This is a genomic window from Acinetobacter sp. NRRL B-65365 (assembly GCF_001605865.1).
GTDB lineage: Bacteria > Pseudomonadota > Gammaproteobacteria > Pseudomonadales > Moraxellaceae > Acinetobacter > Acinetobacter vivianii.
Genome location: NZ_LRPD01000022.1, coordinates 1 through 26,670 on the forward strand (window position 1 = coordinate 1; position 26,670 = coordinate 26,670).

The following is a 26,670-nucleotide window of genomic DNA, read 5'->3' on the forward strand; positions in this document are numbered from 1 at the left end:
GTAATGCAGGTGCAGACGTACACCGTAAGTTGGGTGACAAGTTAAACATCATCGGTGGAGCGGATGCTGCAACAGCAGAAGACAAGACCAGCGGTGAGAACGTGATCACACGTACCACAGAAGATGGCATCAAGATTGAATTGTTGAAAGATGCGAAGTTCGACAGCATTACCACTGGCGACAGCGTATTAAACAACAATGGTTTAACCATCAAAGATGGCCCAAGCATTACTAAAGATGGCATCAATGCTGGTAATAAAGTCATTACTAATGTTGCTGATGGTTCAATTGCCAATGGATCTAAAGATGCAGTGAATGGCGGTCAGGTGAAGAATATCTCTGACAGCATCAAGAACAGCATCGGTGGTAATACAACGGTTAATCCAGACGGTAGCATTACAACCAACAATATTGGTGGTACAGGCAAGAACAACATCAATGATGCGATCAAGTCAGTTGATGACAAAGTGACTAATGGTGTGAATGACCTGACCAATAAAGGTCTCAACTTTGCTGGCAATGCGGGTAAAGATGTACACCGTAAGTTGGGTGACAAGTTAAACATCATCGGTGGAGCTGATGCAGAAACTGCAGAGGACAAGACCAGCGGTGAGAACGTAATCACACGTACGACTGAAGATGGTATCAAGATTGAATTGTTGAAAGATGCGAAGTTCGACAGCATTACCACTGGCGATACTGTATTGAACAACAATGGCTTGGTCATTAAAAATGGCCCAAGCATTACTAAAGATGGCATCAACGCGGGTAATAAAACAATTACTAACGTTGCTGATGGCGTAAATGGTAAAGATGCAGTCAATGTTGACCAGTTGAATAAATTGAAAGATCAGATCGGTAAAGACATCGGTAATCTTTCAGATAACGCGGTTCAATATGACAAGGACAAAGATGGCAATGTTGATAAGAACTCAGTGACTTTAGGTGGTGGTGATAAGGGCACTAACTTGAAGAATGTTGCTGATGGTAAGGTTGAGAAAGATTCTAAAGATGCGGTGAATGGTGGTCAGTTGTGGGATGTCAAACAGAATGTTGACAAGAACACAAATGATATTCAGAACATCCAGAACAATATCAACAACATCAACGATGGTAAGTCTGGTCTTGTTCAGCAGCAGAAACCAAACGGTGAAATTACTGTTGGTAAAGACACTGGTGGTACAAGTGTCAATATGGCAGGTAAAGATGGCGACCGTGTTGTTAAAGGTGTCGCAGATGGAACGATTGCAAAAGACTCTAAAGAGGCTGTGAATGGTGGTCAGATCCATAATATCTCTGACAGCATCAAGAACAGTATTGGTGGAAATACTTCAATCGATAAAGACGGTACGATCAAAACCAACAATATTGGTGGTACAGGTAAAGACACGATTCATGATGCGATTGGTACATTGAACCAGTCAAATCAGGAATTGGGTAACCGTATTACTAACCTTGGTGATCAGTTACAACAAGCGTTCTACGATACCAACCAACGTATTGATAGCGTAGAGAAAAAAGCCAATGCTGGTGTTGCAGCTGCGATGGCATTAGAAGCGGCTCCATTTGTTGCAGGTAAATATACCTATGCTGCGGGTGCTGCTTACCATGGTGGTGAAAACGCAGTCGGCGTAACTTTACGTAAAACTTCTGATAATGGTCGCTGGTCAATTACCGGTGGTGTTGCAGCGGCATCTCAAGGTGATCCAAGCGTACGTATCGGTATCAGCGGTGTAATCAACTAAGAAACTGGCGGGGAGAGCGCATGCTCTCCTTACTCAATATATGAAGAGAGTAATGAAATGAAAAAAACGATTCAATGCTTAGCAGTAGCAGCTCTTGCTGGTTTCTCAGTAGCGACTTATGCAGATGAAGATACAACTCCAGTTCAGCAAGAAGAAATCAAGTTTCCTGCGGTTGAAAAGAGTTATTTAAAACAGGTAAAACGTTATGAATATGACGATGTTGCCCGTTTAGATACAGGCTTAACCAAAGACCAGATTCGTCATTTATTGGGTAATCCTCAATTTAGCGAAGGTGTATTTTTTGTTAAGACCTGGAACTATGTTTTAGATATTCGCCAGCCGAATAGCCAAGACTATTTACGTTGCCAACTCCGCGTCGATTTTGACAAAAAATATTTGTCAGAACGATTGTCATGGAAAGGCGAAGCATGTGAAGGCTTAATGGCTTGGGGGGCAAATAATCAGGTGCCTAACGATGCAAACGTCAATACTGCACGTTCTGGCAGCGTATTCTTTGCCTTTGACCGTTTCAATGCCAATGCAATTGAACAAGGTTCGGCTTCAATATCAGCAATTGCACAACGTATTAAACAAAGCAATGCAACAGGCCCAATCCTTGTCGCTGGCTTTGCGGATCCATTAGGTAAATTTGCTTATAACCATCAATTATCAGCACAACGTGCCAATACAGTCGCGAAGTTGCTGGTAAATGAAGGTGTTGATGCAAACCGTATTCAGATTCAGGCAAATAGCCAGACTGATTTATATCAGCAATGTGCGGGTAATAAAGCCAACTCTAAACTTGTTGGTTGTTTGGCACCAAACCGACGCGTTAACGTAAGCTGGTAAGCCAGTTCATCTTAAAAAATGGCTGCTTTAAAGTGGCCATTTTTTATGCCTTTATGAAATGAGAAATCTAAAATGCAGTTAAACCGATGCATGAAGTAAAAATATTTTGTATGAATTTTTACGAAAATCTAATTTTTTGTGAACTGTTAGACAAAATGTGTAATTTTGCTTAATAAATGATCTAGAATGCAGCGCGTGAGATAACAGCTTTAGATGTCAATTATATGTATCTCAACCATTAAATAAGTATTTTTTAGCAGGAATGGTCTGCTTAGATTGACCATTTGCGGGGATAGAAGTTTAGCGACTTTAGAAAATACTTCACATTTCGATGACTTTTTAGAGAGAAAACGATGTTTGAATCAAAAAATCTAATTGTTCTGGATCAAATGCTTGTCTTAAAAAAAGAAGGTAAACGTGATTTAGTCTATGAGAATGATACGCTTCTCAAGGTCAAAATGATTTCTAACCAGCATATTGTGGTAGAAGATGATGCTCAGACCAGCTTTTTATTAAAACCTCAGGATGAAAATGTGGTCTGGTCATTTATTTAATCTGAAATACTTTGGATAAGCTGCTTGTTTTAATGCCATAAAAAGTAGCTTATTCGGCATATTTCAGTTAATTCGGCTTTCCAATAAAAATATCCGATAAACGTATTTCGCCTTTTCTAACACCACATCCTTTAGCTGCTCAGCATCTTTTATTGCTAAAATGGGGCAGCTTGTTTATTTTGGCTCAATTGACACGCACCGACCAAATACAGTCAATTCTATTTTTATCTTTTCTCCTTAACTTGAATAAAACTGTTGGGAAATAGCTAAAAATGGATCGGTCTATGCACAATAATAAATTTATCAAATTCACAAAATCCTTTTTGACGCACTGCGTTCTGGCAAGCTCGATATTGCTGATGAATACCACTTATGCAGCGCCAGAAGGAAAGCTGGATTTAACACTGTCGACACATTCGCAGAATAAGATCAAACAACTGCTGAATGATCCAAAAACATGGCAGCAGATTCCCAAGCAAGTCACTTTATGTGTGTTTTCACCCAATGGTGAACATAGCGAGGCTTTTGAACAGGCCACCAGTTATATCACTGAAATCCCTCGTATGGTTCGTGTCGCGAAGCAATTCGGTGTCAATATGAATGTGACCCGACCTTCGCATCTGCAATTCAAACTGGATTTTGATTATCCCAAATTAAAAAAAGAAGCCTCGACTCTAGTTAATCTAAAGGTCTATACCAATGAAGCGGTGCTTACGGAAGATTTTCGTAGTAAGCGTTGTGATGGGGCGGGGATTAGTAACCTTCGAGCCAAACAGTTTAATAAATTTGTAGGCAGTATCGATGCGATTGGTGCATTACAAACCTATAAACAGCTCAGTTCTGTGATTCAGGTCTTGGCTAATCCTAAGTTCGATGAAAAGATGGTGAATAAAGATTATGAGGTTGTTGGTATCGTGCCGTTAGGTGCGGCTTATATCATGGTGACTGATCGTAATATTAATACTTTGGCAAAAGCTGCTGGTAAGAAAGTAGCGGTATTCCAGTTCGATGAAACGCAAAAGAAACTGGTGCAGAATGTTGGAGCACAACCTGTATCTGTGGATTTGGTGACGGTAGGTGGAAAGTTTAATAATAAAGAAGTCGATATTATGGCTGGGCCAGCGATTTTATTTGAGCCATTGGAACTACAAAAAGGCATGACTGATAAATCAGGTAAAGCCGTTGGAGGCATCATTAAATTCCCTGTGATACAGGTCACAGGGACCCTGATTATGCATCGTAATAAATTTCCAGCAGGGATGGGCTCTATTGCACGTGAAGTGATCTCCAAACAGCTGAATCCAGCCTTTGAATTTGTAGACAAGATTGAAGCCAATATCCCTGACAAGTTTTGGTTAAAACTGAATGAAAGTGATAAGCCTGGCTATGTGCGCTTGATGCGTGAAGCGCGGATTCAAATGACCAAAGAAGGCTTTTATGACAAGGATATGATGAAGTTATTGAAACAGGTACGTTGTTCACAAGAGCCAAGCAATTATGAATGTGCTTTGAAAGATGAGTGATAGATTTAATGTGATCTAAATGGAAATTGCTAAGAAAAAGATTTGGGAAGTAAACTTAAAATAATTTTCAAGTTTACTTCTTGATTTTAAAACCTAGCCAATTAATTGATAAGCACTGATATTGGCAGATTTATAATATCCGATGCGTTCATATACTGGCGCTCCAGCAGGTGTTGCATGCAATAGCGTTCGCGTTAAGCCCGTAGCTTTATAACCCTCTAGTAAAGCGTGACGCACAATCGTTTCACTGTAGCCTTTGCGTTGTGCTTCTGGTCGGGTCGCGACCAAGGCCAAATAAAGGACATCACCGACAGGAGCGGCTGATGCTGCGCAAACAGGCTGATCATCAACATAGCCTACAAAAGAATATGCATGATCTATCCATACATTTCCTAGCGCATTACGACCCCATTCAACATCGAATCCATAAGCTAGACAGTTCATATCTGAAAATGCTCTTAGCTCTTTCGCAGAGCGAACACGTTTGACTTGTAGTTCAGGAATAGGATTGAGCTCAAGCGGAAGGATATCGCCAGCCATACTATCGAGTGTCATCACAAATTCTAATCCAGCATCTTTCAGAATTTGATCAAACTTAAGCTTTGCTTCGCCTGTTATTAAGTCATTACAGATATTAAGTAAACCACCATATTGTCTAGATTTCATGCGGGCTGCAACAGTATTTAAGCGTTGTTTTAAGGTGAGAAGATCACTGATTTCATCTGTTAGAAATGCAGCATTTGAAAAAGGGAATAATGAGTCTTCCCAACGCATTGCAATGCCAGTTTCTTCATGCTGATCTGCGGGAGTATTACTATTAAAAAGAGATTTCCATGCTGCCGTGTAACCGTTGATTGCTTCATGGAGTTCTTTTTTATTTACCATGTTGATTTGCCTTATGAAAGATTGAGTTTTTAAATATTAAGAATCTACTTTTATTTTTACTTTAGGGGCAATTTTTATTTTAAATACAAACTATAGCTGTATGCTTTTTAAGTCATTTAGCTTAAGCAAATGAATGATAGAATTTAAGTTATTACAGGGGAGCTTAGGTTTGGGGCGATTTAGAAGGCATGAAACGATATGCGCCAATATAACACAATATTTTTGGTGCCTACTATATGCCTATTTTTTATAAATTGAGTAGAAAAAGAAAGGTTTTTAGAGTAAAGATAGTTTATTTTAAATTGTTGTTTTTATATTAAAAAATAATGCTCCAGAGGTGCCGCTGCATGGTCGTTACCCTGAACCCGATGAGTTCAAGGTGGAGGTGACGCGTACTTAACGGGTTTCCTACTCGAGGCAGGCATACACTCAAAATACACAGAACACATCCATAAATTTAAGTATCGGCAGGGGAATAGACGTACTGGCGAACACCCTAGAGACAGTTTTAGTATAACTGATCTTTACACGATGACAATCCTTGCAAGGCAGTTATCTGTAAAGATACTTACTAATTGATGGGGCTTTGTGCAATTTTACTCAACAATTTGTTCGACATCTTCCAAAATGGTTTGGAGCAGATGTTCGCAGTGTGCATATTCCTGTAAAGACTTATTCAGGCTAAACACTTCCTGCGCCATTTGTAGCGCCACCATAATCACAAGTTTGTTGTGTTCTACACGCGGTGCATTACGACGCATATCATGAAACTTTTGATTCAATAATTCAGCAGCGCGTTCCAGCTCTTCACGTTTATCTTCAGTCGTGTTTAAACGAAAAGTCTGTTCAATTAAGCGAAGTTCGACAACGATTGATTCACTCATGATCAGGTCTCCTCGTGTGTTTCAGCATTTGGATGTGCGAGTTGCTGAATTTCTTGTGCATGTTGATCTTGGGCTGTACCTAAAATAGAAAGACGCTGGATAATGGCTTCCACTTTAGATTTTGCAAGTTCATTTTTTTGCAACAAACGATCACGATCCTGTTGTAAATCCTGAATTTCTTGTTGGCTATGACGTTGCTGTGCTTGTAATTTTTCTTTGTTCACACGCAAGTCATTACGCTCAGCCAAGATTTCCTGAAAGCGATTTTTTAAATCAGTGGTGCTTTTCTCTAAACGGCTATAACGTTCCGCTAAAGTTGTTGCATCTTGATTCAGTTGTTTAAATTGATCTTGTAACTGAGTCAGTTGTTCAGTTAAGTTATCAACTTCTTCCTGCTTTTGCGTGATGATGCTATTTTTCTGCACAACTTGTGCATGATGGTCAGTTTCAGCTAATTGTTTAGCTTCAGTGAGCGATGTATTTTCTCGCTCAAAGTGATATAGGCGTGTTTTTAAAACACCAATATGCGCTTGTAGACGCTGTAATTGTTCTAACATAACGAAGGTCGCACAGAGTTGCAATCAAAGGTAATATATACAGCAGTATAGAGATTGGATAAACGAATGCAAGACGATATTTCAGGTTGGACGGAATGGAATGCCCATTTTGATGGGATTGAAGAAATTTCAAGTCCAAGTGAGTTACATGGTTTACTCACTGGTATAGTTTGTGTGACACAGGCGCCAACCGCAGATGAATGGTCACAAATCTTAAACACCCTTAATGTACCTGCTTTACAGCCAGAAGCACTGGAAAGTTTGACAGATGAAGCAGAAGATGTGGCGCATGCTTTATCTGATGATGAATTAGACTATTTACCAATGCTCCCAGATGACAATCATTTGCTGGTTGATCGTGTTCAGGCATTGGCTGACTGGTGTGCAGGAGTCGTACTTGGTTTTGGTTTGGCTTCAGGTCATATTCGTGGCGAGGAGCAAGAGCTGATTGAACATTTACAAGATGTTGCAGCGGTTGAGTTCGAAGACTCTGACAATGATGAAGAAGGCGAAGAAAGCTATCAGGAATTGTATGAATTTGTACGCTTGATTCCTGTGAGCCTGTCGATTGGCCGTACCAAGATTCCTGTTGCTGAAAGTTCTTTGTTACAAAACTTTCATGCTAAAAGCAGAAACTCGGATAACCCAGCAGATCCGCAAACCGTTGTAGAAATGTTCACCCCACATCGTCCGAGTTAATGCGGTTTTAAATCTCCTTTACGGAACTTTAGTCGTTCCTCACCCTCTTTAATAAAAGAGGGTCTTTCTAGCTGTAGGATAATATGAAATTAAGTCAGGCCGATTTTAAACAACGTCGTGATCTTCTTGCTCAACAGATAGGCAGCAATAGTATTGCCATTATTGCGACTCGAGCAGAAATGTATCGTAACCGCGATGCGGATTATAAATATCGTGCAGACAGTAGTTTTTATTATCTGACTGGATTTTCAGAGCCAGAAGCGGTTGCCGTGATCGAAACCTTTGAAGAAGGTGAGGAATATAACTATAGCTTATTCTGCCGCGAACGTAATCGTGAAATGGAAATCTGGAATGGCTATCGTGCAGGTATTGATGGTGCGATTGAAATTTATGATGCAGATGAAGCTTATGCAATTGATTTACTTGATGAAGAAATCATCGACAAATTATTGAATAAACAACGTCTTTACTATCGTATTGGACAGAATGCTGAATTTGATGCGCGTGTCAGCCAGTGGATTCAGAAGGCGGATGCACATCGTGGGGGTACTGCGCCAGCAGAAGTTGTTCAGCTTGATCGTATTGTTGATGAAATGCGTTTGAAAAAATCGGCACAAGAAATTGAGCTGATGCAGATTGCATCGAATATCAGTGCTGAAGCGCATACCCGTGCCATGCAAATGGTTAAACCTGAGATGATGGAATACGCGCTTGAAGCTGAACTCAATTATATCTTTGGCAGAAACGGCTGCGTGCCAGCGTATAACAGTATTGTAGGCGGCGGTGAAAATGCCTGTATCTTGCACTATGTTGAAAATAACCAGCCGTTAAAAGATGGTGATTTAGTGCTGATTGACGCGGCATGTGAATATGAGTTCTATGCATCGGACATTACCCGTACATTCCCTGTAAATGGTAAATTCAGCCCTGAACAAAAAGCATTATATAACGTGGTTCTTAATGCTCAGCTGGCTGCGATTGATGCAACCCGTATCGGCAATCCTTATAAATATCCGCATGAAGTGGCTGTGAAGATTTTAACTCAAGGTCTGGTTGATCTTGGTTTAATGAGTGGCAATGTGGATGAGCTGGTTGAAAGCGAAGCATTCCGTCAATTCTTTATGCATGGTACAGGGCATTGGCTTGGTATGGATGTGCATGATGTCGGCACTTATAAGACTGGCGAAGACTGGCGTGTTTACGAAGCTGGTATGGTTGTGACCGTTGAGCCAGGTTTATATGTGGCACCTGATGATGAAACGGTCGATGCAAAATGGCGTGGTATCGGGATTCGTATCGAGGACGATATTGTTGTGACTGAAAATGGCCCATTGGTTCTCACCAGGAATGTCGTGAAAACTGTTGAAGAGATTGAAAGCTTGATGGCTGAAACTTAAGCAAAATAGTTGCTTCAATCGATTTTGTTCCATTATATAAATAGTGGAATACAGTAAAATAGAAAATATTTATTCAGATAAAAGAGTTTAGATAGGATTAGTCGAACTGTTGGCTAATCCTATCTAATAAAATAAAAATTACTTGTTGTTAGAAGTGTTTTTTAATTCTTCACTGTTTTTACAAGGGCGTGCAGTGAAATCCGGCAAACCTTTGTTTTGGAAAATTTCATATTCTGTAAATGGGTATAGGTGAACATTAAATTTAATATCTTCTGGACCTTTACTTATTTTTCCATGAGGACATAAAATATATATTTTTCCTGCATCTGCTTTAAAAGGCGGAATCGGAGTATAGACATTCCAAGCTTCAAACCCTCTATATGTATCTAAAAAATGACCTACAATTAATGAGTGTACCTTTATATTTAACTCCTCAGGATTCACACTTACTAACTGAGTACTTCCAAATAGAGATTTATTTTCTGACATCTTTTGATCATTAACTTCATATATTATGGAACTACCCGCCTTAAAATACTGACCAGCACCTAACCAATCGATATAAACCATAGCTAATTCACTTTTTGGTTTAATTTCCCCAGGATACATTTTTGTAGGTTTTAAATGAGAAGAACTACAACCTACAATTGAAGTTGATATGATTAAAAAAAATAAAAATCGCATGTTATTCCCCTTTGTGAAAGTAAATTATATTCTTTTTTGTTTGATTTTGAAAAATCTATCTAAAGTCATTAGAAAAATAGGAAACATACATAGATTAGCTATAACCATAGTAATAATCGCTAAATACCTAACATAAGTGAGTATTGAAGGGCTTCTTATTAAACTAATTCTATGTTATTAATTTTTATAATAAAATTTATTTTGATGTAAAAGGCAGAAAGTTTTGATCTATGAGAAAAATCACCAAATGTTATGGGTGGTTGAATATTTTTCCAAGAACTTTTAAAAACATAGACCAAACAAAGTACAAATTCCCTTCCTGATTTGAGTTAGAGTAAGATAGTCCCGAAACATCAAGTCATGAAAAACTGATAAGGAATAATATTATGCAGCAACAAGTCATCATTGTCGGTGGAGGTATGGTTGGACTCAGCCTTGCTTTAATGTTGGCAAAAGCTAATATCGCAGTAAAGCTATTAGAAGCTGTGAAATATCCGAATTACGATGACGAAAATGTTGCTCCTTATCATTCCAGTTTTGATGCGCGTAATACCGCATTGTCACGTCGTAGTGTACAGATTTACCAAAAATTAGCCTTGTGGGATGCTTTACAGCAACATGCGACTCCAATTCTGCAAGTGCATATAACTGAGCAGGGGAGTTTTGGTAAGGCACGCCTCGTCGCTGAACAAGAAAAAGTAGAAAGCTTTGGGCAAGTGATTGAGAACGCATGGTTAGGCCGTGTATTGCTAACCCAAGTGCGTCAACAGCCGTTGATTGAGTTGATTGATGGTGTACAAGTGACTTCACTCACGCAAAATGAGGATGAGGTACACATCGAAGCGATGCGTAATGGTGAATATATCCATTCCTTAAAATCCAAGTTGGTGATTGCTGCCGATGGTCGTGATTCTTTCTGCCGACAAGCGATTGGCGTAGGTGTGGATGAGCATGATTATGACCAAGTGGCGATTGTGACTACCGTACAAACTTCTAAACCGCACCAGCACGTTGGTTTTGAGCGTTTTAGCGCATTAGGGCCATTGGCACTCTTACCTTTACCGGGTGAATATCGTCGCTCAGTGGTATGGCCTGTGAAGAAGGGTACTGAAGCAGAATGGTTAGGTGAAGAAAATGATCAGCACTTCCTCGATGCTTTACAGGAAACTTATGGCGATCGTGCTGGGAAATTTGAAAAAACGGGTAAGCGTTTTAGCTATCCATTAGCACAAGTGTTAGCGCATAAGCAGGCCGTTGGGCGTGTGGTGCTCATGGGTAATGCGGCACATACGATTCACCCAGTCGCAGGACAAGGTTTTAACCTGTGCTTGCGTGATGCGGATGTACTGGTTCGTTTCCTGATGGAGCAATTGGCGAAGTCAGATGATATTGGCGCGCCTGAAAATTTACTGGCCTATGAGCAATCCCGTTTAAAGGATCAGCAACGTGTGATCAAGTTCTGTGATTCGGTGGTACGTGGTTTTAGTAATCAGAATCCAATTCTTAAATTACTACGCAATACGGGACTGATTGCATTTGATGTGATTCCGGGTGTTAAGCCTCTGGTTGCCAATTATGCGATGGGACTAAAAGCATGAGCGAAATGTTAGATGTTGTCATCGTCGGTGGTGGTCTGGTTGGTGGTTTAACCGCTTTATTGTTGGCCCAAGGTGGGGTACAAGCTACAGTGCTGGATGCTGCGCCTGTACTTGATCAAGACAAAACACTAGCAGTCATGAATCCTCGTGTATTGGCACTCAGTCAGGCGACGATTCATTTACTCAAGACGGTTGATGTCTGGAATGATTTAGCGCGTCAAATGCCTTATTCAGGCATGCAAGTCTGGAATAAAAATGGCTATGGCGAAATCAATTTTGGACATGCTTCTGAGCAGCCACCATATGCAGATCAAGCCTTAGGTTCGATGGTCGAGCCGAGTGTCTTGAATGTAGCGATTCAACAAAAAATGTTGCAGCAGCTCAACGATTATCGTACTCAAGTCAAGGTGATTCGCATTGAGCAGATTCCACAAGGCTGGTCGATTCAACTGGCGGATGGCACAACATTAAAAACGAAGTTGCTCATTGGTGCAGATGGTGCAAACTCTTTTGTCCGAGAGCAAGCCTATATCGATTTAGACGTCTTGGATTACAAACAGGCTGCCATCAGTTGTGCGATTAAAACCACACAACCTAATCAATATGTGGCTCGCCAGATTTTCTTGCCGACAGGCCCATTGGCTTATTTACCGATGGCAAGTCTGGATGCGCAGGAAAATGGTTACTGGCAGTCGATTGTCTGGACATTGCCCGATGATTATGCCGATGAATATTCAGCGCTTACTGATCAGGAATTTATGCAATTGCTGACTCAGGAAAGTTTACAGATGCTGGGTGAGGTGGTTGAAGTGCGTTCCAGAGCACAATTCCCACTGAAAGCACGCGCAGCGCAACGTTATATTAAATCGGGGCTGGCGTTGATTGGTGATGCAGCACATGTGATCCATCCTCTAGCAGGACAAGGCGTGAATATCGGTTGTCTGGATGCCGCCGTACTTTGTGATGTCTTACTGCATGATTTAAAGCGTGGTGTATGGGCCAATGAGCAAACCTTGCTGCGTTACGAGCACCAGCGTAAAGGCCAGAATGATGCGATGATGCATAGCATGTCTGCGATTGGCTGGCTGGAAAGTTCAGAGCTATTCCCGTTTGTGTGGGCGCGAAATTTTGGTCTTAAACAGGTGGAACAGTTCGACTTGTTCAAAGATCGTTTTATGCAGCAGGCGAATGGATTAGGTGCGTTGAAACACACACAATATGCGTGCTAAAAAATAGTAGATATTTTTTAAACAATCATTTATAAATCAGAGTGAATTTGGTCGTAAAAAATACGATTTAATCAAGATTGTACTTTGCGAATTGACAAGAGCTTGCTAAATTTCACCAAGTTCTGATGACCAAATAGCGATGATGAGAAATTTAGTCATTGTGGGGAGATTAATATGACGGAAATGAATGATTACGACGAAAACACAGAAGATTCTGCTGTAGACGACGAAGAGGCGAAAGCCGCAGAAACTGGTGCAGATAGCGAAGAGTCGAGCGCCAATGATGCCGATCTTGCCGAAGCAGAGACGTTAACAGTGACTGCAAAGCAGAAACAACGTCAGGCTTTAGAAGATGAAGTGGCTGCGTTTCTTGCACGTGGTGGACGCATTACCGAAGTTCCACCAGATGAACATCAAGATTAAGTCGAATAAAGACATCAAAAAAGCATCACGATTGTGGTGCTTTTTTGTGTTGATGTGATTCATGTTCACATTCGAGTGGCTGATGTAGCTCTTTTAAAATTCCACATTGTTCAATGGTACGGTGTTGAGAGCATTGTTGTTTTAAATGCGTTAGATCCTGCTTGAGGTGTTCTAGGTTTCGAATCTTCTGAGAAACCTCGGCAAGATATTGATCAATCAGATGATCGACTTCCATACAGGTTTGATTCGGGTTCTCTGACATATCCTTGAGCTTTTGAATATCCTGTAAGGTAATGCCCAGTTCACGACAATGCTTTAGAAACAGAAGTTCTGACAGCATCTGTTCAGAATAATGTCGATAATTGCCCGCCGTGCGTTTGGCTTTCTCAAGTAGCCCAATTTTTTCATAATAACGAATCGTATCCACAGATACGCCAGACTTTTTTGCCAATTGCCCAATGGTAAAATTTATCATGCTTGACTCTGGAGTTACTCTAGGGTTTTAAATCACTATAAAAGATTAAGTGAGAAAAGTCATGGCAGGATGTGGATGCAACACAACATGTTCACCAACACAGAAGATTAGTCCCAAGTTTCGTAGAGCTTTGTGGATCGCGCTCGTTCTAAATGCGCTGATGTTCTTTGTGGAAATTATTGGTGGTTCACATGCACGCTCTGTATCGTTATGGGCCGATGCGCTAGATTTTGCAGGTGATGCGGCTAACTATGCCATTTCATTGGCAGTGCTATCTATGACTTTGTATTGGCGCGCGACCGCAGCTTTAGTCAAAGGTATCACCATGGCGGCATTTGGTATTTTTGTGATCGTTAAAGTGTTTTGGTCATGGTGGCTGGGTGTTACACCTGAACCAATGCTCATGGGGGAGATTGGTGTACTTGCACTGGCGGTGAATGTGGTTTCTGCACTCCTGCTTTATGCATTCCGTGATGGTGATGCCAATATGCGTTCAGTGTGGTTGTGCAGCCGTAATGATGCAATTGCCAATATCGCGATTATTATTGCAGCTGTCGGCGTTTTTGGAACTGGAACCATGTTTCCCGATTTATTGGTCGCTTTTGTGATTGCTTATCTTGGTGTTTCTTCAGGTTTGAGCGTAATTAAGCAGGCGAGAGCGGAAAGAAAAATGGATCAAGCGAATATCATGACGAAGGCTTAAAATATATTGTTCTTATTGCATATTTAAATGATAAGGGGAGATTTTTATAATCTCCCCTTATGTTTTTATTCATTATTTTGGGTGAGTTCCAAAGCACGCTGATAAGCGACTTTCTTTTTAATACCAGTCAAATCAGCAGCCAGTTGCGACGCCGCTTTGACTGATAAATCCTGTAATAAGCGTTTTAACAACTCATCCAGTTTATCCTGTTCCATGTCTTTTTCTGCGGATGCCCCGCCGACCACCACCACGATTTCGCCTTTTTCTTGGTTATGATCATTTTCAATAAAAGTGACCAGTTCTTTTAAGGTCATTTTCTTGATGGTTTCAAATGTCTTGGTAATTTCACGTGCAAAACCAACAGGACGATCTTCACCAAAGACTTGAACCATATCTTGAATACACGCCAGAATACGGTGTGGTGCTTCATAGAAAATCAGGGTCTGGGTTTCATCTTTGAGCTTTTCAAGCTGGCCAATTCGTTGAGACGCCTTGGATGGCAAGAAGCCTTCAAAGCTAAAACGGTCACTTGGTAAACCCACCGCACTTAATGCAGCAATTGCAGCACAGGCACCAGGCACAGGAATCACGCGAATGCCGTGTTCTTGGGCAGCACGAACCAGTTTAAAACCGGGATCGCTAATCAGGGGCGTTCCAGCATCACTAATTAAGGCAACACTCTCACCATTTAGCATTTTTTGGAGAAGTTGATCAATTTTGTTACTTTCGTTGTGATCATGACACGCTGTTAGTGGAGTTGAGATATTATAGTGTTTGAATAATTGAGCAGATTGACGAGTGTCTTCTGCGGCAACCACCGAAACGGATTTTAATATATCAATTGCACGAAAGGTCATGTCATCTAAGTGCCCAATCGGGGTTGCTACAACAAATAATTGAGCACTCATAAAAGGTAACTCCCTAATGTATTACAAAAAATATTGGCTGCTACTCAGTTTGGCAGCAATTGTGAGTCCAGTTTATGCGGACGTACTGGTGATTCTACCTGAATCTGGTGCGATGGCGCGAGCTGGTCAGAGCATCAAACGCGGTTTCTTGAGTGCTTATACAGCATCTGGTAGCAAAGAAAAAATCATTTTTGTAGATTCCGCAAAAAATAACATCGATACGATCTTCAAAAAGCGGGTCAATAACAAAACTCGTTTGATTGTTGGCCCATTGGCTCGACCTGATATTGAAAATGTGATGCAGCGTAATCCAGCGATTCCGGTATTGGCATTGAATGATATGAATTCCCAAGCCACCAATGTCTGGCAGTTCAGTCTGGCCAAGCAGCATGATGCAGTGGCACTGAATCAATTATTGAAAAAAGACAAAATTAAAAAGCTGCTGGTGGTGCGTCAGGCAGGCACAGAGTCGGCAACAGAGCTATTTATGATGGCATTGATGTCTGAGTTTGGTTCAGATATTCATGTGGTCAATGAAGTCCCTAAAAAACTGTCACGTCGAGAAGGGTTGTTATTGCTCGGTGATCATCAATGGCTAGAACAATTAGGAACACTGCCAGAAAAGAATATTTATGCGACAGCACTGAGTATTGAGCAGGATAAACCGATTCCTACAGGATTAAGCTTCTGTGATACGCCTGCTTTATATAATAGGCATTGGGCTGATGTTGTCAAAGCTTATAAAGAGCAACCTGAAAATATGGCTTTCCAGCGTCTACTGGCTTTCGGTGGAGATGCCTGGACCATTAGTCAGCAATTTCTCAGCAGTCCTGACCGTAAGTTTAATTTTGAAGGTCGTACTGGGGCAATTGAGGTGAAGGATGGTAAAATTTACCGACAACCGTATTGTTATCAACAGCAGAAAAATGGCATTCAGGTGTTGAAATAAGTTGACCGATCTATGCAACAGTCATTTCAGGATTTAGGGCAATGGGCTGAACACACAGCGCTTGCCTTTTTACAATCACATGATTATGAATGCGTAACGCAAAATTATCATTCACGTTATGGTGAAATTGATCTTATTGTCCAGCGTCAGCAGGAGCTGGTCTTTGTTGAGGTCAAAGCCAGATCGGCTGGAAGTTATGCCGAAGCATGTGAGGTCATTTCCCCAACTCAACAGCGAAAAATTATTAAAACTGCACAGCTATTTTTACAGAAATATCCTAAATATTATGACTTTGATTGCCGTTTTGATGTGATTTGTTTTGATTTTCCACAGAAAATTGCAAAAACAGTACAACCAGATTTTTCAAAATTGCAGTATGATCAGCAATGGATTGAACATGCATTTACTTTAGATGGGTGAATGTACGGTCTAAAGCTAAATATTGAAATTGAACAAATTTGTTTGTAGTTAGGGAGTCTTGCCAAGTGTTAAAACGTTTAACGATTACGTTGCTTTGCGCTGCAAGTTTATCGGGATGTGCGAGTTTTATTTCTGGTGGTACGGGAACGTCGCCAGTTGGAACAAATAGTGGTGAGCGTAGTCTAGGGCAGATTTTTATTGATTCTTCAATCAAGCGTACTGCAAATATCAATTTGTATAAATTAGACCACCGTTTTAAACAGTCACGTATCAACATTGAAAGTTTTCACAGCAATGTTTTATTGACAGGACAAGTGCCTGATCCATATTTGAAACAGCTGGCTGAAGACAACTTACGCTCAATGACGGATGTTAAAGCAGTACACAACTATATTACGGTGGGCGACAAAGTTGGCTACAACACCATCATGCAAGATGCGACGGTGACTGCAAATACTCGCGGCTTGTTGATGAAAGCGCCAGTGGTATCGGACAGTAAAGTACTGGTACATACAGAAAATGGTGTGCTGTATGTGATGGGACGTTTAAATACAGCTGAATCACGAGATTTGGATGATGTCTTACAAAAAGTTGGAAATGTGACTAAAATTGTGACGCTCATTGACAATGTGGACCAGCCTTCAGGTACTGTAGCGAGTTCAACAGCAGCAGCCCCAATGGTGGGTACTGCGACGACACAGCCTTTAGTTGAGACACCTGTTGCAATTGACCCAGATCAGGCGGACCCTGCGACCATTACTCCAACTAATCCTTAATTTATGAAGCAACTCATCCAACAAGTACAAGAAAATGTCATCAAGGCGAAAACGTTATATCAGGAGTTTCGCCTTTATGATTTTGCCAGTTATTCAATTAACTATTTAACGCCTAAAGATACTTTTGAAAAAGAAGAGCATCTAGCCTATGGGCTCAAAGCAAGACAGCGTCTGGATCTATATCGGACTAAAAATCCGAAAAAGCAAAGACCGCTGATTGTATTTGTGCATGGCGGTTCTTGGCAGCATGGCAATAAGCGTGATTATTTATTTGTTGGAGAAAGCTTTGCCAGAGAAGGCTATGATGTTGCGGTGATTAACTATCATCTTGCACCAGCGCATATCTTTCCCACCTTTATTGATGATATTGCGCAAGCGATTCATTACCTGAGTCAGAATCAGGACAAACTCAATATTTCGACAGATAACATCATATTGATGGGCCACTCAGCGGGTGCTTTTAATGTGATGTCTGTAGTTTATTCAGCTTATTCACAAAGTTTTAAATATAAAGACAAGATCCGTGCAATTGTTGGCATGGCTGGCCCTTATCATTTTGATTATAAGGGTGACCCGCTGGCAGAGCATGCCTTTGATCAGAAAGTGTCGTATCAGCAAGTCATGCCTTATTACTTTATTGAGCCGAACCAGATTAAGCATTATTTATTGATGGCTGAACAGGATCAGCTGGTTGGTAAAGAAAATAGCTTTGATCTGGATAAAGCATTAAGAGAAAAGGGCAATCATAGTCATATCGCCGTGATTCCAAAGACAGGACATATTACGATTGTGGCGACACTGGCAAGTTTAATGAGCCATTATTTTAAAACCAAACGTACAATTCTGCATTTTCTGGATGAGGCATTAGAGCCTTAATAAACTCTTGCTCTGATTGATCCATTCGGATCGTGAAGGCAGATTGCTGAGAGATCAGTGATCTGCCTTTTTTAGTTTGATTGCATGGCATCAACAATGAGATGAATCCCTGTTTGCGGATCAATGCTCAAGGCTGTGCAATACCAGACATATTCCACCACATCTAGACGCCGTTCACCTTGCTCTACTTTTTGTACATACGAGTGTGGCTTAGCCATGCGCGATGCTAATTCGCGCATAGTTAATTGTTGCATTTTGCGCTGCTGCTTAAGCCAATGGCACAAAATGTTCATTTCATCGGTATGAATGCTACTTGTCATTGTACCTATTTATGGTAAATTGACTTAATTACCCAAAATAGGTACAAATCTGGTGTTGGGTAATGCATGAAAAAATCTGAATATGTGTGATAGATCAATAAAAAATTAAATACTTTGAGGGTGATTCAATGTTGTGCAGCAGGTACAAAAAATCGCAATTAAGGCGAGTTTTCTTATCGCTAAATAGGAATGTGAAAGCAGGTGCAATTGAATGGAGGATATGAATTGCAACAGCGATATAAAACATTGGGCACAAGCGTTGATGAGAGAGGATTCGATCCCGAATGTCTTGTCTTTACCGCCACAACCACTTGATCCGGAAATATTTCCTCCAGAAGTGGTGCCTGCAACCTTGGCAAATCTATTTCATTTTCTGATCCGTAATGAAGATGGACAATGTGAGACGACACTTGCCCCAGTCATTCAATCTTTATTTAACCATTATCCCGATGCCCAGCAAAAGCTGGTTCAACGTATACTTCAGTCCAGATCTGGAATGATGTTAAAACCTATTGCTTCACAACTGGTCAGTATTTCACAGCTACTGGATCAGCAGACGCATGAGTGGTTAATTCAACAAACGCTGAGCCTGATGTTCTATCGACAATGGTCAGATGAGCAGGTATATGAGGTGCTGAATCACTTATCTCAAGCATTGAATATTGATTCAGCACAGATGCAGGCGATTATTGCAGGGCTCAAGGGCATTCGTGGATCAGACAATACTGATAAACATCAATCCAATGAAAGGATTTAGGCCACCTTTTTGTTTTCGATCATTTGCATAATCATGTTATGCGCAATACTGCCTTTAAAAGGAATTTCTGGCAGCTGATCGAATTTAAAAAATTGAGCGTCACTGATTTCTTCAAGCTGAAGCTGGATCTCACCAGAGTCATATTCAGCATGAAAGGCAATCATCAGGTTACTTGGAAATGGCCAAGGCTGGCTCGACATATAGCGGATATTTTTCAGTTTCAGTCCGACTTCTTCAAATGCTTCACGTTGTACGGCTTCTTCCAAGGTTTCGCCGACTTCAACAAAACCTGCGATCAGTCCATACATATTGGTTTTATTGTGCGCTGACTTGGCCAGCAGGACTTCATCATTGCCTTTGGTGATAATGGTAATGATGCACGGTTGAACACGCGGATATTGATGATAAGCACAAGCAGGGCAAATCATTGCATATTCTTTAGGATGTACTTCTGTTGCATGACCGCAGTGACTACAGAATTTGTGATTGCGTCGCCATTCCAGCAATTGAACTGCACGGCTGGCTTGCAAGAAATCACTACTTGACCAGCTTTGAATTAGCTCCCGAATCGGAATGAGTTGGTAGCCTTCTGGAATGGCTTCATCTTCAAGAAGATCACGTGCGATGACGTGATCATTCTGATGGATGGGGAGGTCACTTGCTAACTTTTCAACCTTTGGCAGTTGAAAGTTTTCGTCTACTAAAAGTTTTTGGTGTTGAAAAATATAAGCAAGTGATAGTTGAGTCATTATGCGGCTTTAGATTGTAATTGCTGACTGTTTGATAATGCCACATCAAACATAGATTGCAAGACTGGTTGCTTGTTCTTCAAGTTATCAACCAGTAAATCCAAGCCAGCCACAACATTTAAAACACAATTGATTTCTTCCGCAGAGAAGGCCTGATTTTGTGCCAGACGATGCTGAGCGAATTGTGCTGCACCGACCAACGCATTTTGTTGTGCTGAGCTACCGAGGAACAAGGCCGCGCCAGCAAGCTCTTTCAAATAGCCTGGCAAAGCCTCTAGACTATGTGCGCTAGGATCTTGCACGTAGAGACTTAAAGTCTGGGTTAAGGTTTCCACCAGCGTTTTTGTTTCAGTCAATAAAGCCTGATGCGCTTCATCTAAACGATCCAGCGAGATCTGCATATTATTGACGCGTAACTGTAAACGGCTCGAAGTGTAATTACGTTCTAGAATGCCAATAGAGTTCATTGACGCCAAAATACTGTTCATGAGCTGCTGCACCGAAGTTGCATCAGTTAAGGTATTTGGCAAACTCAGTTTTTCAGCTTGCTGAGTTAACTCTCGTGCAGCTTCATTGAGATTCAATACCTTGAAAACATTGCAAAGTTGAGTCAGTTTTTGCTGAATTTCCTGTGTCTTTTCAGGTGACATATTTTGATGGTTATATTCAATTTCATTACGAATTTGAACCATCTCATTGGTCATTAACTGGCTAATGGTGTGCACTGTTTCATAGTCAGGGCCATATAAATGACGGCTCAGAACTTGAAGCTGGGTGTCGCTGAGTAATTCATCACCAATATTCAGCTGTTCACGAATATGTTCAGAAACTTCATCTTCCTGACTGATACAGATGCATAAAATGTCTGCCAGATCAGCAATGCTATTCTTGAAAATAGTGGGTTGTGCCAGAAATTTACCGATATTGGTTTCAATTTGAATCAAAGTACGTAAACGTGCTTCAGTAATCGAGAGTTCATCAATGTGACCTAAGCCAACGTTGACCAGTTGCCAGTACTGCTGACTTGGTTGGCCTGCCGCTAAACCAGCAAGATAAACACCCACTAACTTAATGCCTTGCAGGTCAAGCGCTGTTTCTGATTGTTTAATCAGCTTGTTTAGGCAAAGCTTATATAACTGATGAATATATTGCGATTGTTCCAGATTAGGTGCCTGAGGCAAATTAAAACTTGGCGTAATAAACTCAAGTAAGGGTTGAACCGTCTGGCCTTCTTTGGTTAGTGGACGGCCTAATGCTTTTTCTAAACGGTTCAGTGTATCTAGCAAGAATTGCGGCACTTTTACTTCGCGTAAGCAGATAAACTCAATATAACGCTTCAGCATGGTCGTGCCTTCGCTTAGAGCAACCACATCACTGGTCTGAACCTGTTGAGGTTGAGCCATGATTTTACGCATCAACTCAGCAGAGTATTGAGTAATTTGTGATAAGTGAGGCATATCAATCAGAGCAAGTACTTGCGTACATTGTTCAAACTGGTTGAGTGCATCATCAATCCCGAATGGTAAGGCTTGTTCTTCGGCAAGGGTATTGACTGCTGTTTCTACCAATTTAATCGAGTTATCGATCTCATTTTTTATTATTAATAATGCCGTTGGGTCGAAGTGAATCGAGGTTTGGTAAGACATATGACCTACACCTTTCCTGAGTTGTTATATCCATGGGCCTTCTGTTGAGAAGGCCTAAATCTTTAATAGTTAATATAACGTAAGTTTTAAAACTTGAAATACAAAAAATTACATTGAGCAGTAAATTTATTTTGCGAAAAGGCAAGGCTCTCCATGTTTTTGCTCGTATTGTTTGACCCAAGTCTCATGTTCATTTAATTCATGTTCCGAAGGTTCGATGATGGGTAAATCAACCTGCACACGTTGACGTGTTGTTTTATTCTGATTTTTTTCGGTCTGAGAGAGGGCATCCATATCAAAAGAGACTTGCCCACCCGTCATGGCAAGATAAACATCAGCCAGAATCTCAGCATCGAGTAATGCACCGTGGAAGGTACGATCTCGTGCCGGAATTTCGTAACGGCGAACCAGTGCATCCAATGAGTTTTTCTGTCCCGGGTGCTTGTTCTTGGCAAGTGCCAGCGTATCGGTCACTTCACATACGTCTGAGAGTGGCGGTAGGCCAACCCGTTTGAACTCGGTATCAAGGAAGTTCATATCGAAGGTTGCGTTATGCGCGATAATTTCAGCGCCTTTTAAATAGGCAAATAAAGTATCGGCAATCTCGGCGTATTTCGGTTTGTCCTTTAAAAAGTCATCGCTAATACCGTGGACATTTTCAGAGTCGCCAACCGGTTTTTCTGGATTGATATAAATATGAATCGAGCTGCCCGTAAGTTTACGGTTGATCATCTCAATCGCGCCGACCTCAATAATACGATCGCCATCCTGAAAGTAAAAACCTGTGGTCTCTGTATCCAGAATGAGCTGACGTGGGCCTTGCAGTTTTAATTTTGCTTCAGTCACAACAATGTGCGGATGTTGACTAGAAACAACGGGTGCTGGAGACATTTCTTCTGTAGTCTCGATTTCATTAGCAACATCATTTTCAGTTTCTTCGATCATCTCAACATCATCCACATCTGCATCCATATCTAAGCCAAAAGGATCATTTAAGAGCCAATCAGCTTCAGGCTTTTTTGTATCAGCGTTAGCCTGTGTTGTATTTTTTAATTGTTGAGCCGTTTGTTCTGCACCTAAATTTGCCAGTTGGTCGGCCATTTCATTGCCTTCATGACCAGCATGACCTTTGATCCAGTTCCACTCAATGTTTCGGTTGGCACAGACGGCATCCAGTTTTTGCCATAAATCTGGATTTTTAACATCTTTCCAGTTTTTCTTTTTCCAGCCATGAATCCATTCGGTGATGCCTTGTTTTACATAGTTGGAATCTGTCCAGATAATGAGATGGGCATCTACAGGGCAAAAGGATACCCCTTCGATTGCTGCTTGCAGTTCCATACGGTTATTGGTTGTTTGAGGTTCGCCGCCACAAAGTTTGTGTTCACCTTGTTCGGTAATGACATACGCACCCCAACCACCGAGACCTGGGTTTCCTTTGCATGCGCCATCAACGTAAAGCGTGATTGTTTGTGACATATCTGAACCTGAACAATAAAATAAACAGCGTGAAAAATTTGAGTATTTAGAATCCGAAAAAGAAGGCTAATCTTCAATTGCGAATTAAGCAAATCAACCAGAACCCAGATTTTTACTTGAGTCCAGATCATTTGAGAATTTTAGCATCCCCATGCGCCAAGGTGTATTGTAAAGCCAAATTCTGTTTTTGAACGTTACAAAACTCATCTTTTTTAATTTCTTGTAACATTTCCATGCAAATCACGTTAAATTATTACCTTGTCTAAGTGACATGCTTTAATACAATGGCAAATCTAAAGTAAAACTAGCGTGAGTTGACTGGAAGTTTTTATGTATAAATCGGGCAAATTGGTGTGGCAAACATCTGCAACATCATTATTCAAAATCACTGTACTCACTTCTGCTCTAGCCGCGTTGGGAATTACCACGGGTTGTTCTTCAACACCTCAATCAGGAAAAACATCATCTTCTAAACAGGCGGGTTCGGGTTATCTGGACGCAAGCAGTTTGGACTCACTGGAAGACTTACTTTCTGCTACCGATATGCGTGCTGTGGAAGGGGACCGTTTACTGGTGCTCAAACACGGTGATGTGTGGAAACGTATGACAGTCGGTTTCAAGATGGACTTGAATCATTGGGATTCCCGTATTGAAGCGCAACGTAGCTGGTTTATTTCACGTCAACCTTATTTAGACCGTTTGAGCGCCCGTGCCAGTCGTTATTTATATCACACAGTAAAAGAAGCAGAACGTCGCGGTATGCCGACTGAGCTGGCTTTACTTCCGATTATTGAAAGTTCTTATGATCCTGCAGCGACCAGTAGTGCAGCAGCAGCAGGTTTATGGCAGTTTATTCCAAGTACGGGACGTATTTATGGTTTGCAACAAACCAGCCTGTATGATGGTCGCCGTGATGTTGTAGAGTCAACGCGAGCCGCTTATGAGTTTTTTGGAAGCTTGTATAACCAGTTTGGTTCATGGGAACTTGCGCTTGCTGCCTATAATGCAGGCCCAGGTCGTATTCAGCAGGCGATTAACCGTAACCGTGCTGCGGGTCTACCAACTGATTACTGGTCATTAAAACTTCCACAAGAAACCATGAACTATGTGCCGCGTTTCTTGGCGGTTGCTCAAATTATTAAAAATCCAGGTGCTTATGGCGTGAGTTTACCGCCGATTGCCAACCGTCCTCACTTCCGTGAAGTAAGTTTATCTACACCACTTGAGTTAAATCAGATCGCTTCGATTACTGGTTTGAGCCGTGCTGAGCTGTATGCATTGAACCCAGGCTATCGTGGTGAAATGGTTGATCCACTCAGCCCGATGCGAATTTTAATTCCAGCGGATTTAAGCCCATCAATTGATGCCAAATTACGTTCTGGCAAATCAAGTTCAGGTGGTTTCTGGGCAAGCAACAAAACGCCACCACCAATGGCAAACAATTCGTCGAGTACATCAACCACCATTCGTACCACAACAAATACAGTGCAAACGGTGAGTCCATCGACCAAGACACCGCCGAATTTAACAGCAAGTAATACAACGCGTACCACGACACCAACGATTCCAAAGACTAAAGTGAATACGCCTAGAGGATCTGATGCGCTGGCTTCATTTGCAGCAGCGGCAGACGTTCCAAGTGCACCACGTATTCCAGTGGCAATTACACCTGCTACCAATATTAAACCTGTGAAAACAGAGCCACCAATTTCTGCGCAAGAGCGTGAGAAAATCACGGCTGCAATCAAGGAAGAAGGCAAAAAGGAAACTGTTGCTCAAGCTTTAGAGCCACAAGCAACTCAAGCTGAGCGTGATCAGGTCGTTGCAGAAATTAAGGCAATTGCACCGAAAGGGACCGAGATTGTCGATCCATTTGATGGCAAGATTAAACTGACTGCGATTCAAACCAGCCAGTCCGTGGCCGATGAGAAAGGTCAGGAAGTCAGCAAGGGCTTTGCTTATCCAAAAAATCTGGTTGAAGATAGTGCCACAGCAAATAGTGAAGACGCTAAACGTAACCAAGGCAAGCCTTATATCAAGACGGATACCGATGTTGTCGTGACCGCGCCGAAGGGTAAACGCAGTACCTATGTGGTACAACCTGGAGATACCTTAGCGGTTATTGCTCAGAAAAATGGCGTGAACTGGCGCGATATCGCCCAGTGGAACCAGATTGATCCAAACGGAACTTTATTTGTTGGCGCAAGTTTGTATTTATACAATGCCAAACCACAAGCAGAAGCTCCAAAAGCAGCTGAGAAACCTGAGAGCTATGTAGTGCAATCAGGTGATAGCTTAACGAATTTGGCTTCACGTTTTGATTTAAGCCTGAAGCAGCTCGCTGATTATAATAATCTGTCTGTGACCGATGGTTTATTTGTTGGGCAACGACTTACGCTGATTGAGCCTAAAAATAATTCACGTACCGCACAGCAAAGTACCCGTAATAATGAGACAAAAGTGGCCGCAACATCTAAGGTTGCAACAAAATCTTATACGGTTAAACGTGGCGAATACTTGAAACTGATTGCTGATCGCTATGCATTGTCAAATCAGGAATTGGCTTCTTTAACTTCGGGCTTAACTGCGGGCAGTAGTCTATTTGTGGGACAAAAAATCAATGTTCCATTACATGAAGTTTCTCAAACAGAAGAAGCTGCTGAGCCTGCTAAAAATACCGTTAAATACGAAAATGTAACTGCATCGACCAGTTATAAAACTGAAAATTATACTGTGCAACGTGGTGATACTTTATCGAGTATTGCAACTAAGTCAAAGATTAGCTTGAGCGAGTTGGCTGAACTCAATAATTTGAAGTCAAATAGCGGTGTTCGTTTAGGTCAAAGCTTAAAAATTCCAGCAGGTTCAACAGTCCCTGATCAGTATGTGGTTCAATCGGGTGATAGCCTGAATGCGATTGCTGCCAAGTACAATCTGCAATTGAGCTATGTTGCTGACTTGAATGGTCTGGAACGAACTGCGGGTGTACGTGTAGGTCAGCGTTTGAAATTAACAGGCGATGTTCCTGCAAAAACGGCGACCAGTAGCAATACAAAATCGAGAGAAGACAGCACACCAGAAGTCTATACTGTGAAGTCGGGTGATACTTTAGGCAACATTGCAAACCGCTATAATTTACAGCTGGATTATGTGGCAGGCTTAAATGGCTTAACCCGTACCAGTAACGTGCGTATCGGTCAGCGTTTGAAATTGACAGGCGATGCACCTAAAGCTGAAACAGCAAGTGCCGATACAGCGCCTAAGGCCGCAGCATCAAGCCGTAATACCGAACGCTATAGTGTAAAAGCAGGCGAGTCTCTGAATAGTATTGCCAATCGTTTTGGTATGTCGGGTCGTGAGTTGGCAGATTTAAATAATCTGAAAGCCAATGCCAGTTTGCAACGTGGACAAAATATCTTAGTTCCGAAAACCATTGCTGAGTATAAAGTTAAACGTGGCGATACGCTGATTGGTTTAGCAAGTCGTTATGGCATGGAAACCAACGCATTGGCAGAAATGAATGACTTAACCCCAAGCACACAATTACGCATTGGTGATGTGATTAAAGTTCCTAGCCTGTAATTC

26 protein-coding genes and 1 other RNA gene are annotated in these 26,670 nt (G+C 41.4%); 16 read left to right on the top strand and 11 right to left on the bottom strand.

Annotated features, from left to right (window positions below; translation table 11 throughout):
• The 4 genes from AWW72_RS09430 to AWW72_RS09445 form a co-directional block, all read left to right on the top strand.
• Positions 1-1,745: YadA-like family protein (locus AWW72_RS09430; RefSeq protein ID WP_171254704.1), on the top strand; the 1,745-nt coding region annotated here is incomplete at its 5' end.
• Positions 1,746-1,802: 57 nt separating this feature from the next.
• The gene (tpgA, locus tag AWW72_RS09435; protein WP_062847166.1) at positions 1,803-2,594 is read left to right on the top strand and encodes a trimeric autotransporter adhesin/peptidogylcan-associated protein TpgA; all 792 of its coding nucleotides are present in this window, start codon (positions 1,803-1,805) and stop codon (positions 2,592-2,594) included.
• Positions 2,595-2,947: 353 nt separating this feature from the next.
• Positions 2,948-3,148, top strand: coding sequence for a hypothetical protein (locus AWW72_RS09440; RefSeq protein ID WP_004773777.1), 201 nt, complete (start codon positions 2,948-2,950; stop codon positions 3,146-3,148).
• Between the two features lie 284 nt (positions 3,149-3,432).
• Entirely contained in the window at positions 3,433-4,671 is a 1,239-nt protein-coding gene (locus AWW72_RS09445) for a putative solute-binding protein (protein ID WP_004773776.1), read from the top strand.
• A 93-nt stretch (positions 4,672-4,764) separates the two neighbouring features.
• On the opposite strand, the gene AWW72_RS09450 is transcribed toward AWW72_RS09445, so the two are convergent.
• The 4 genes from AWW72_RS09450 to AWW72_RS09465 form a co-directional block, all read right to left on the bottom strand.
• Positions 4,765-5,556: a GNAT family N-acetyltransferase gene (locus AWW72_RS09450; protein ID WP_062847167.1), complete on the bottom strand. Its 792-nt coding sequence runs from the start codon at positions 5,554-5,556 to the stop codon at positions 4,765-4,767.
• A gap of 324 nt (positions 5,557-5,880) precedes the next feature.
• A non-coding RNA gene (gene ssrS / locus AWW72_RS09455) (6S RNA) lies at positions 5,881-6,062 on the bottom strand.
• Between the two features lie 90 nt (positions 6,063-6,152).
• On the bottom strand, positions 6,153-6,440 hold the full coding sequence (locus AWW72_RS09460; protein WP_005258901.1) for a cell division protein ZapA: 288 nt from the start codon (positions 6,438-6,440) through the stop codon (positions 6,153-6,155).
• Positions 6,441-6,442: 2 nt separating this feature from the next.
• Positions 6,443-6,997 carry a hypothetical protein gene (locus AWW72_RS09465; protein ID WP_062847168.1) on the bottom strand — a complete coding sequence of 185 codons (555 nt, stop codon included), beginning with the start codon at positions 6,995-6,997 and terminating at the stop codon, positions 6,443-6,445.
• Between the two features lie 66 nt (positions 6,998-7,063).
• Here AWW72_RS09465 and AWW72_RS09470 point away from each other — a divergent pair, with 66 nt between their 5' ends.
• Together AWW72_RS09470 and pepP are read left to right on the top strand one after the other, a co-directional pair.
• Positions 7,064-7,696: a UPF0149 family protein gene (locus AWW72_RS09470; protein ID WP_047429095.1), complete on the top strand. Its 633-nt coding sequence runs from the start codon at positions 7,064-7,066 to the stop codon at positions 7,694-7,696.
• 83 nt (positions 7,697-7,779) lie between these two features.
• Entirely contained in the window at positions 7,780-9,093 is a 1,314-nt protein-coding gene (gene pepP, locus AWW72_RS09475) for a Xaa-Pro aminopeptidase (protein ID WP_062847169.1), read from the top strand.
• 138 nt (positions 9,094-9,231) lie between these two features.
• Here pepP and AWW72_RS09480 read toward each other — a convergent pair whose 3' ends face one another.
• Positions 9,232-9,777, bottom strand: a complete 546-nt coding sequence (locus AWW72_RS09480; RefSeq protein WP_062847170.1) for a hypothetical protein — start codon at positions 9,775-9,777, stop codon at positions 9,232-9,234.
• Positions 9,778-10,163: 386 nt separating this feature from the next.
• Here AWW72_RS09480 and ubiH point away from each other — a divergent pair, with 386 nt between their 5' ends.
• The 3 genes from ubiH (at position 10,164) to AWW72_RS09495 (ending at position 13,027) form a co-directional block, all read left to right on the top strand.
• On the top strand, positions 10,164-11,375 hold the full coding sequence (gene ubiH / locus AWW72_RS09485) for a 2-octaprenyl-6-methoxyphenyl hydroxylase (protein WP_062847171.1): 1,212 nt from the start codon (positions 10,164-10,166) through the stop codon (positions 11,373-11,375).
• Positions 11,372-12,604, top strand: a complete 1,233-nt coding sequence (locus AWW72_RS09490) for an FAD-dependent monooxygenase (protein ID WP_062847172.1) — start codon at positions 11,372-11,374, stop codon at positions 12,602-12,604. The genes ubiH and AWW72_RS09490 overlap by 4 nt, the downstream gene beginning before the upstream one ends.
• A 174-nt stretch (positions 12,605-12,778) precedes the next feature.
• On the top strand, positions 12,779-13,027 hold the full coding sequence (locus AWW72_RS09495) for a hypothetical protein (protein ID WP_005258891.1): 249 nt from the start codon (positions 12,779-12,781) through the stop codon (positions 13,025-13,027).
• 25 nt (positions 13,028-13,052) lie between these two features.
• Here the strand turns inward: AWW72_RS09495 and AWW72_RS09500 are convergent, their stop codons facing one another.
• Entirely contained in the window at positions 13,053-13,502 is a 450-nt protein-coding gene (locus AWW72_RS09500; protein WP_005258889.1) for a MerR family transcriptional regulator, read from the bottom strand.
• Between the two features lie 61 nt (positions 13,503-13,563).
• Between AWW72_RS09500 and AWW72_RS09505 the strand changes: the two genes are divergently transcribed.
• A complete protein-coding gene (locus AWW72_RS09505) occupies positions 13,564-14,205 on the top strand; it encodes a cation efflux transmembrane domain-containing protein (protein WP_062847173.1) in 642 nt (213 codons plus the stop codon).
• A 65-nt stretch (positions 14,206-14,270) separates the two neighbouring features.
• Here AWW72_RS09505 and rsmI read toward each other — a convergent pair whose 3' ends face one another.
• The gene (gene rsmI, locus AWW72_RS09510; protein ID WP_005258885.1) at positions 14,271-15,113 is read right to left on the bottom strand and encodes a 16S rRNA (cytidine(1402)-2'-O)-methyltransferase; all 843 of its coding nucleotides are present in this window, start codon (positions 15,111-15,113) and stop codon (positions 14,271-14,273) included.
• Between the two features lie 16 nt (positions 15,114-15,129).
• Between rsmI and AWW72_RS09515 the strand changes: the two genes are divergently transcribed.
• The 4 genes from AWW72_RS09515 (at position 15,130) to AWW72_RS09530 (ending at position 18,134) form a co-directional block, all read left to right on the top strand.
• Entirely contained in the window at positions 15,130-16,062 is a 933-nt protein-coding gene (locus AWW72_RS09515) for a penicillin-binding protein activator (protein WP_062847174.1), read from the top strand.
• A 12-nt stretch (positions 16,063-16,074) separates the two neighbouring features.
• On the top strand, positions 16,075-16,482 hold the full coding sequence (locus AWW72_RS09520) for a YraN family protein (RefSeq protein WP_062847175.1): 408 nt from the start codon (positions 16,075-16,077) through the stop codon (positions 16,480-16,482).
• Positions 16,483-16,547: 65 nt separating this feature from the next.
• On the top strand, positions 16,548-17,258 hold the full coding sequence (locus AWW72_RS09525) for a BON domain-containing protein (protein ID WP_004773756.1): 711 nt from the start codon (positions 16,548-16,550) through the stop codon (positions 17,256-17,258).
• Positions 17,259-17,261: 3 nt separating this feature from the next.
• Positions 17,262-18,134, top strand: a complete 873-nt coding sequence (locus AWW72_RS09530) for an alpha/beta hydrolase (RefSeq protein WP_004773754.1) — start codon at positions 17,262-17,264, stop codon at positions 18,132-18,134.
• 71 nt (positions 18,135-18,205) lie between these two features.
• Here the strand turns inward: AWW72_RS09530 and AWW72_RS09535 are convergent, their stop codons facing one another.
• Complete coding sequence (locus AWW72_RS09535) at positions 18,206-18,454, bottom strand: helix-turn-helix domain-containing protein (RefSeq protein WP_062847176.1); 249 nt, start codon at positions 18,452-18,454, stop codon at positions 18,206-18,208.
• A 211-nt stretch (positions 18,455-18,665) separates the two neighbouring features.
• On the opposite strand from AWW72_RS09535, the gene AWW72_RS09540 reads away from it, so the two are divergent.
• Positions 18,666-19,211, top strand: a complete 546-nt coding sequence (locus AWW72_RS09540) for a hypothetical protein (RefSeq protein WP_062847177.1) — start codon at positions 18,666-18,668, stop codon at positions 19,209-19,211.
• Here AWW72_RS09540 and nudC read toward each other — a convergent pair.
• The 3 genes from nudC to dnaQ form a co-directional block, all read right to left on the bottom strand.
• Entirely contained in the window at positions 19,208-19,960 is a 753-nt protein-coding gene (nudC, locus tag AWW72_RS09545) for an NAD(+) diphosphatase (protein ID WP_062847178.1), read from the bottom strand. The two genes, AWW72_RS09540 and nudC, sit on opposite strands and share 4 nt — an antisense overlap.
• Entirely contained in the window at positions 19,960-21,606 is a 1,647-nt protein-coding gene (locus tag AWW72_RS09550) for a hypothetical protein (RefSeq protein WP_062847179.1), read from the bottom strand. Before AWW72_RS09550 ends, nudC begins: the two co-directional genes overlap by 1 nt.
• A 126-nt stretch (positions 21,607-21,732) precedes the next feature.
• Positions 21,733-23,085 (bottom strand): DNA polymerase III subunit epsilon, encoded by a 1,353-nt coding sequence (dnaQ, locus tag AWW72_RS09555; protein ID WP_062847180.1) that lies wholly within the window; start codon positions 23,083-23,085, stop codon positions 21,733-21,735.
• Positions 23,086-23,415: 330 nt separating this feature from the next.
• On the opposite strand from dnaQ, the gene AWW72_RS09560 reads away from it, so the two are divergent.
• Complete coding sequence (locus AWW72_RS09560) at positions 23,416-26,667, top strand: lytic transglycosylase (RefSeq protein WP_062847181.1); 3,252 nt, start codon at positions 23,416-23,418, stop codon at positions 26,665-26,667.
• Positions 26,668-26,670 lie beyond the last annotated feature (3 nt).

Bases quoted from the DNA above. Each gene is read 5' to 3' on its own strand.
- tpgA (WP_062847166.1), top strand. From the start codon at position 1,803: ATGAAAAAAACGATTCAATGCTTAGCAGTAGCAGCTCTTGCTGGTTTC.
- AWW72_RS09440 (WP_004773777.1), top strand. From the start codon at position 2,948: ATGTTTGAATCAAAAAATCTAATTGTTCTGGATCAAATGCTTGTCTTA.
- AWW72_RS09445 (WP_004773776.1), top strand. From the start codon at position 3,433: ATGCACAATAATAAATTTATCAAATTCACAAAATCCTTTTTGACGCAC.
- AWW72_RS09450 (WP_062847167.1), bottom strand. From the start codon at position 5,556: ATGGTAAATAAAAAAGAACTCCATGAAGCAATCAACGGTTACACGGCA.
- AWW72_RS09460 (WP_005258901.1), bottom strand. From the start codon at position 6,440: ATGAGTGAATCAATCGTTGTCGAACTTCGCTTAATTGAACAGACTTTT.
- AWW72_RS09465 (WP_062847168.1), bottom strand. From the start codon at position 6,997: ATGTTAGAACAATTACAGCGTCTACAAGCGCATATTGGTGTTTTAAAA.
- AWW72_RS09470 (WP_047429095.1), top strand. From the start codon at position 7,064: ATGCAAGACGATATTTCAGGTTGGACGGAATGGAATGCCCATTTTGAT.
- pepP (WP_062847169.1), top strand. From the start codon at position 7,780: ATGAAATTAAGTCAGGCCGATTTTAAACAACGTCGTGATCTTCTTGCT.
- AWW72_RS09480 (WP_062847170.1), bottom strand. From the start codon at position 9,777: ATGCGATTTTTATTTTTTTTAATCATATCAACTTCAATTGTAGGTTGT.
- ubiH (WP_062847171.1), top strand. From the start codon at position 10,164: ATGCAGCAACAAGTCATCATTGTCGGTGGAGGTATGGTTGGACTCAGC.
- AWW72_RS09490 (WP_062847172.1), top strand. From the start codon at position 11,372: ATGAGCGAAATGTTAGATGTTGTCATCGTCGGTGGTGGTCTGGTTGGT.
- AWW72_RS09495 (WP_005258891.1), top strand. From the start codon at position 12,779: ATGACGGAAATGAATGATTACGACGAAAACACAGAAGATTCTGCTGTA.
- AWW72_RS09500 (WP_005258889.1), bottom strand. From the start codon at position 13,502: ATGATAAATTTTACCATTGGGCAATTGGCAAAAAAGTCTGGCGTATCT.
- AWW72_RS09505 (WP_062847173.1), top strand. From the start codon at position 13,564: ATGGCAGGATGTGGATGCAACACAACATGTTCACCAACACAGAAGATT.
- rsmI (WP_005258885.1), bottom strand. From the start codon at position 15,113: ATGAGTGCTCAATTATTTGTTGTAGCAACCCCGATTGGGCACTTAGAT.
- AWW72_RS09515 (WP_062847174.1), top strand. From the start codon at position 15,130: ATGTATTACAAAAAATATTGGCTGCTACTCAGTTTGGCAGCAATTGTG.
- AWW72_RS09520 (WP_062847175.1), top strand. From the start codon at position 16,075: ATGCAACAGTCATTTCAGGATTTAGGGCAATGGGCTGAACACACAGCG.
- AWW72_RS09530 (WP_004773754.1), top strand. From the start codon at position 17,262: ATGAAGCAACTCATCCAACAAGTACAAGAAAATGTCATCAAGGCGAAA.
- AWW72_RS09535 (WP_062847176.1), bottom strand. From the start codon at position 18,454: ATGACAAGTAGCATTCATACCGATGAAATGAACATTTTGTGCCATTGG.
- AWW72_RS09540 (WP_062847177.1), top strand. From the start codon at position 18,666: ATGGAGGATATGAATTGCAACAGCGATATAAAACATTGGGCACAAGCG.
- nudC (WP_062847178.1), bottom strand. From the start codon at position 19,960: ATGACTCAACTATCACTTGCTTATATTTTTCAACACCAAAAACTTTTA.
- AWW72_RS09550 (WP_062847179.1), bottom strand. From the start codon at position 21,606: ATGTCTTACCAAACCTCGATTCACTTCGACCCAACGGCATTATTAATA.
- dnaQ (WP_062847180.1), bottom strand. From the start codon at position 23,085: ATGTCACAAACAATCACGCTTTACGTTGATGGCGCATGCAAAGGAAAC.
- AWW72_RS09560 (WP_062847181.1), top strand. From the start codon at position 23,416: ATGTATAAATCGGGCAAATTGGTGTGGCAAACATCTGCAACATCATTA.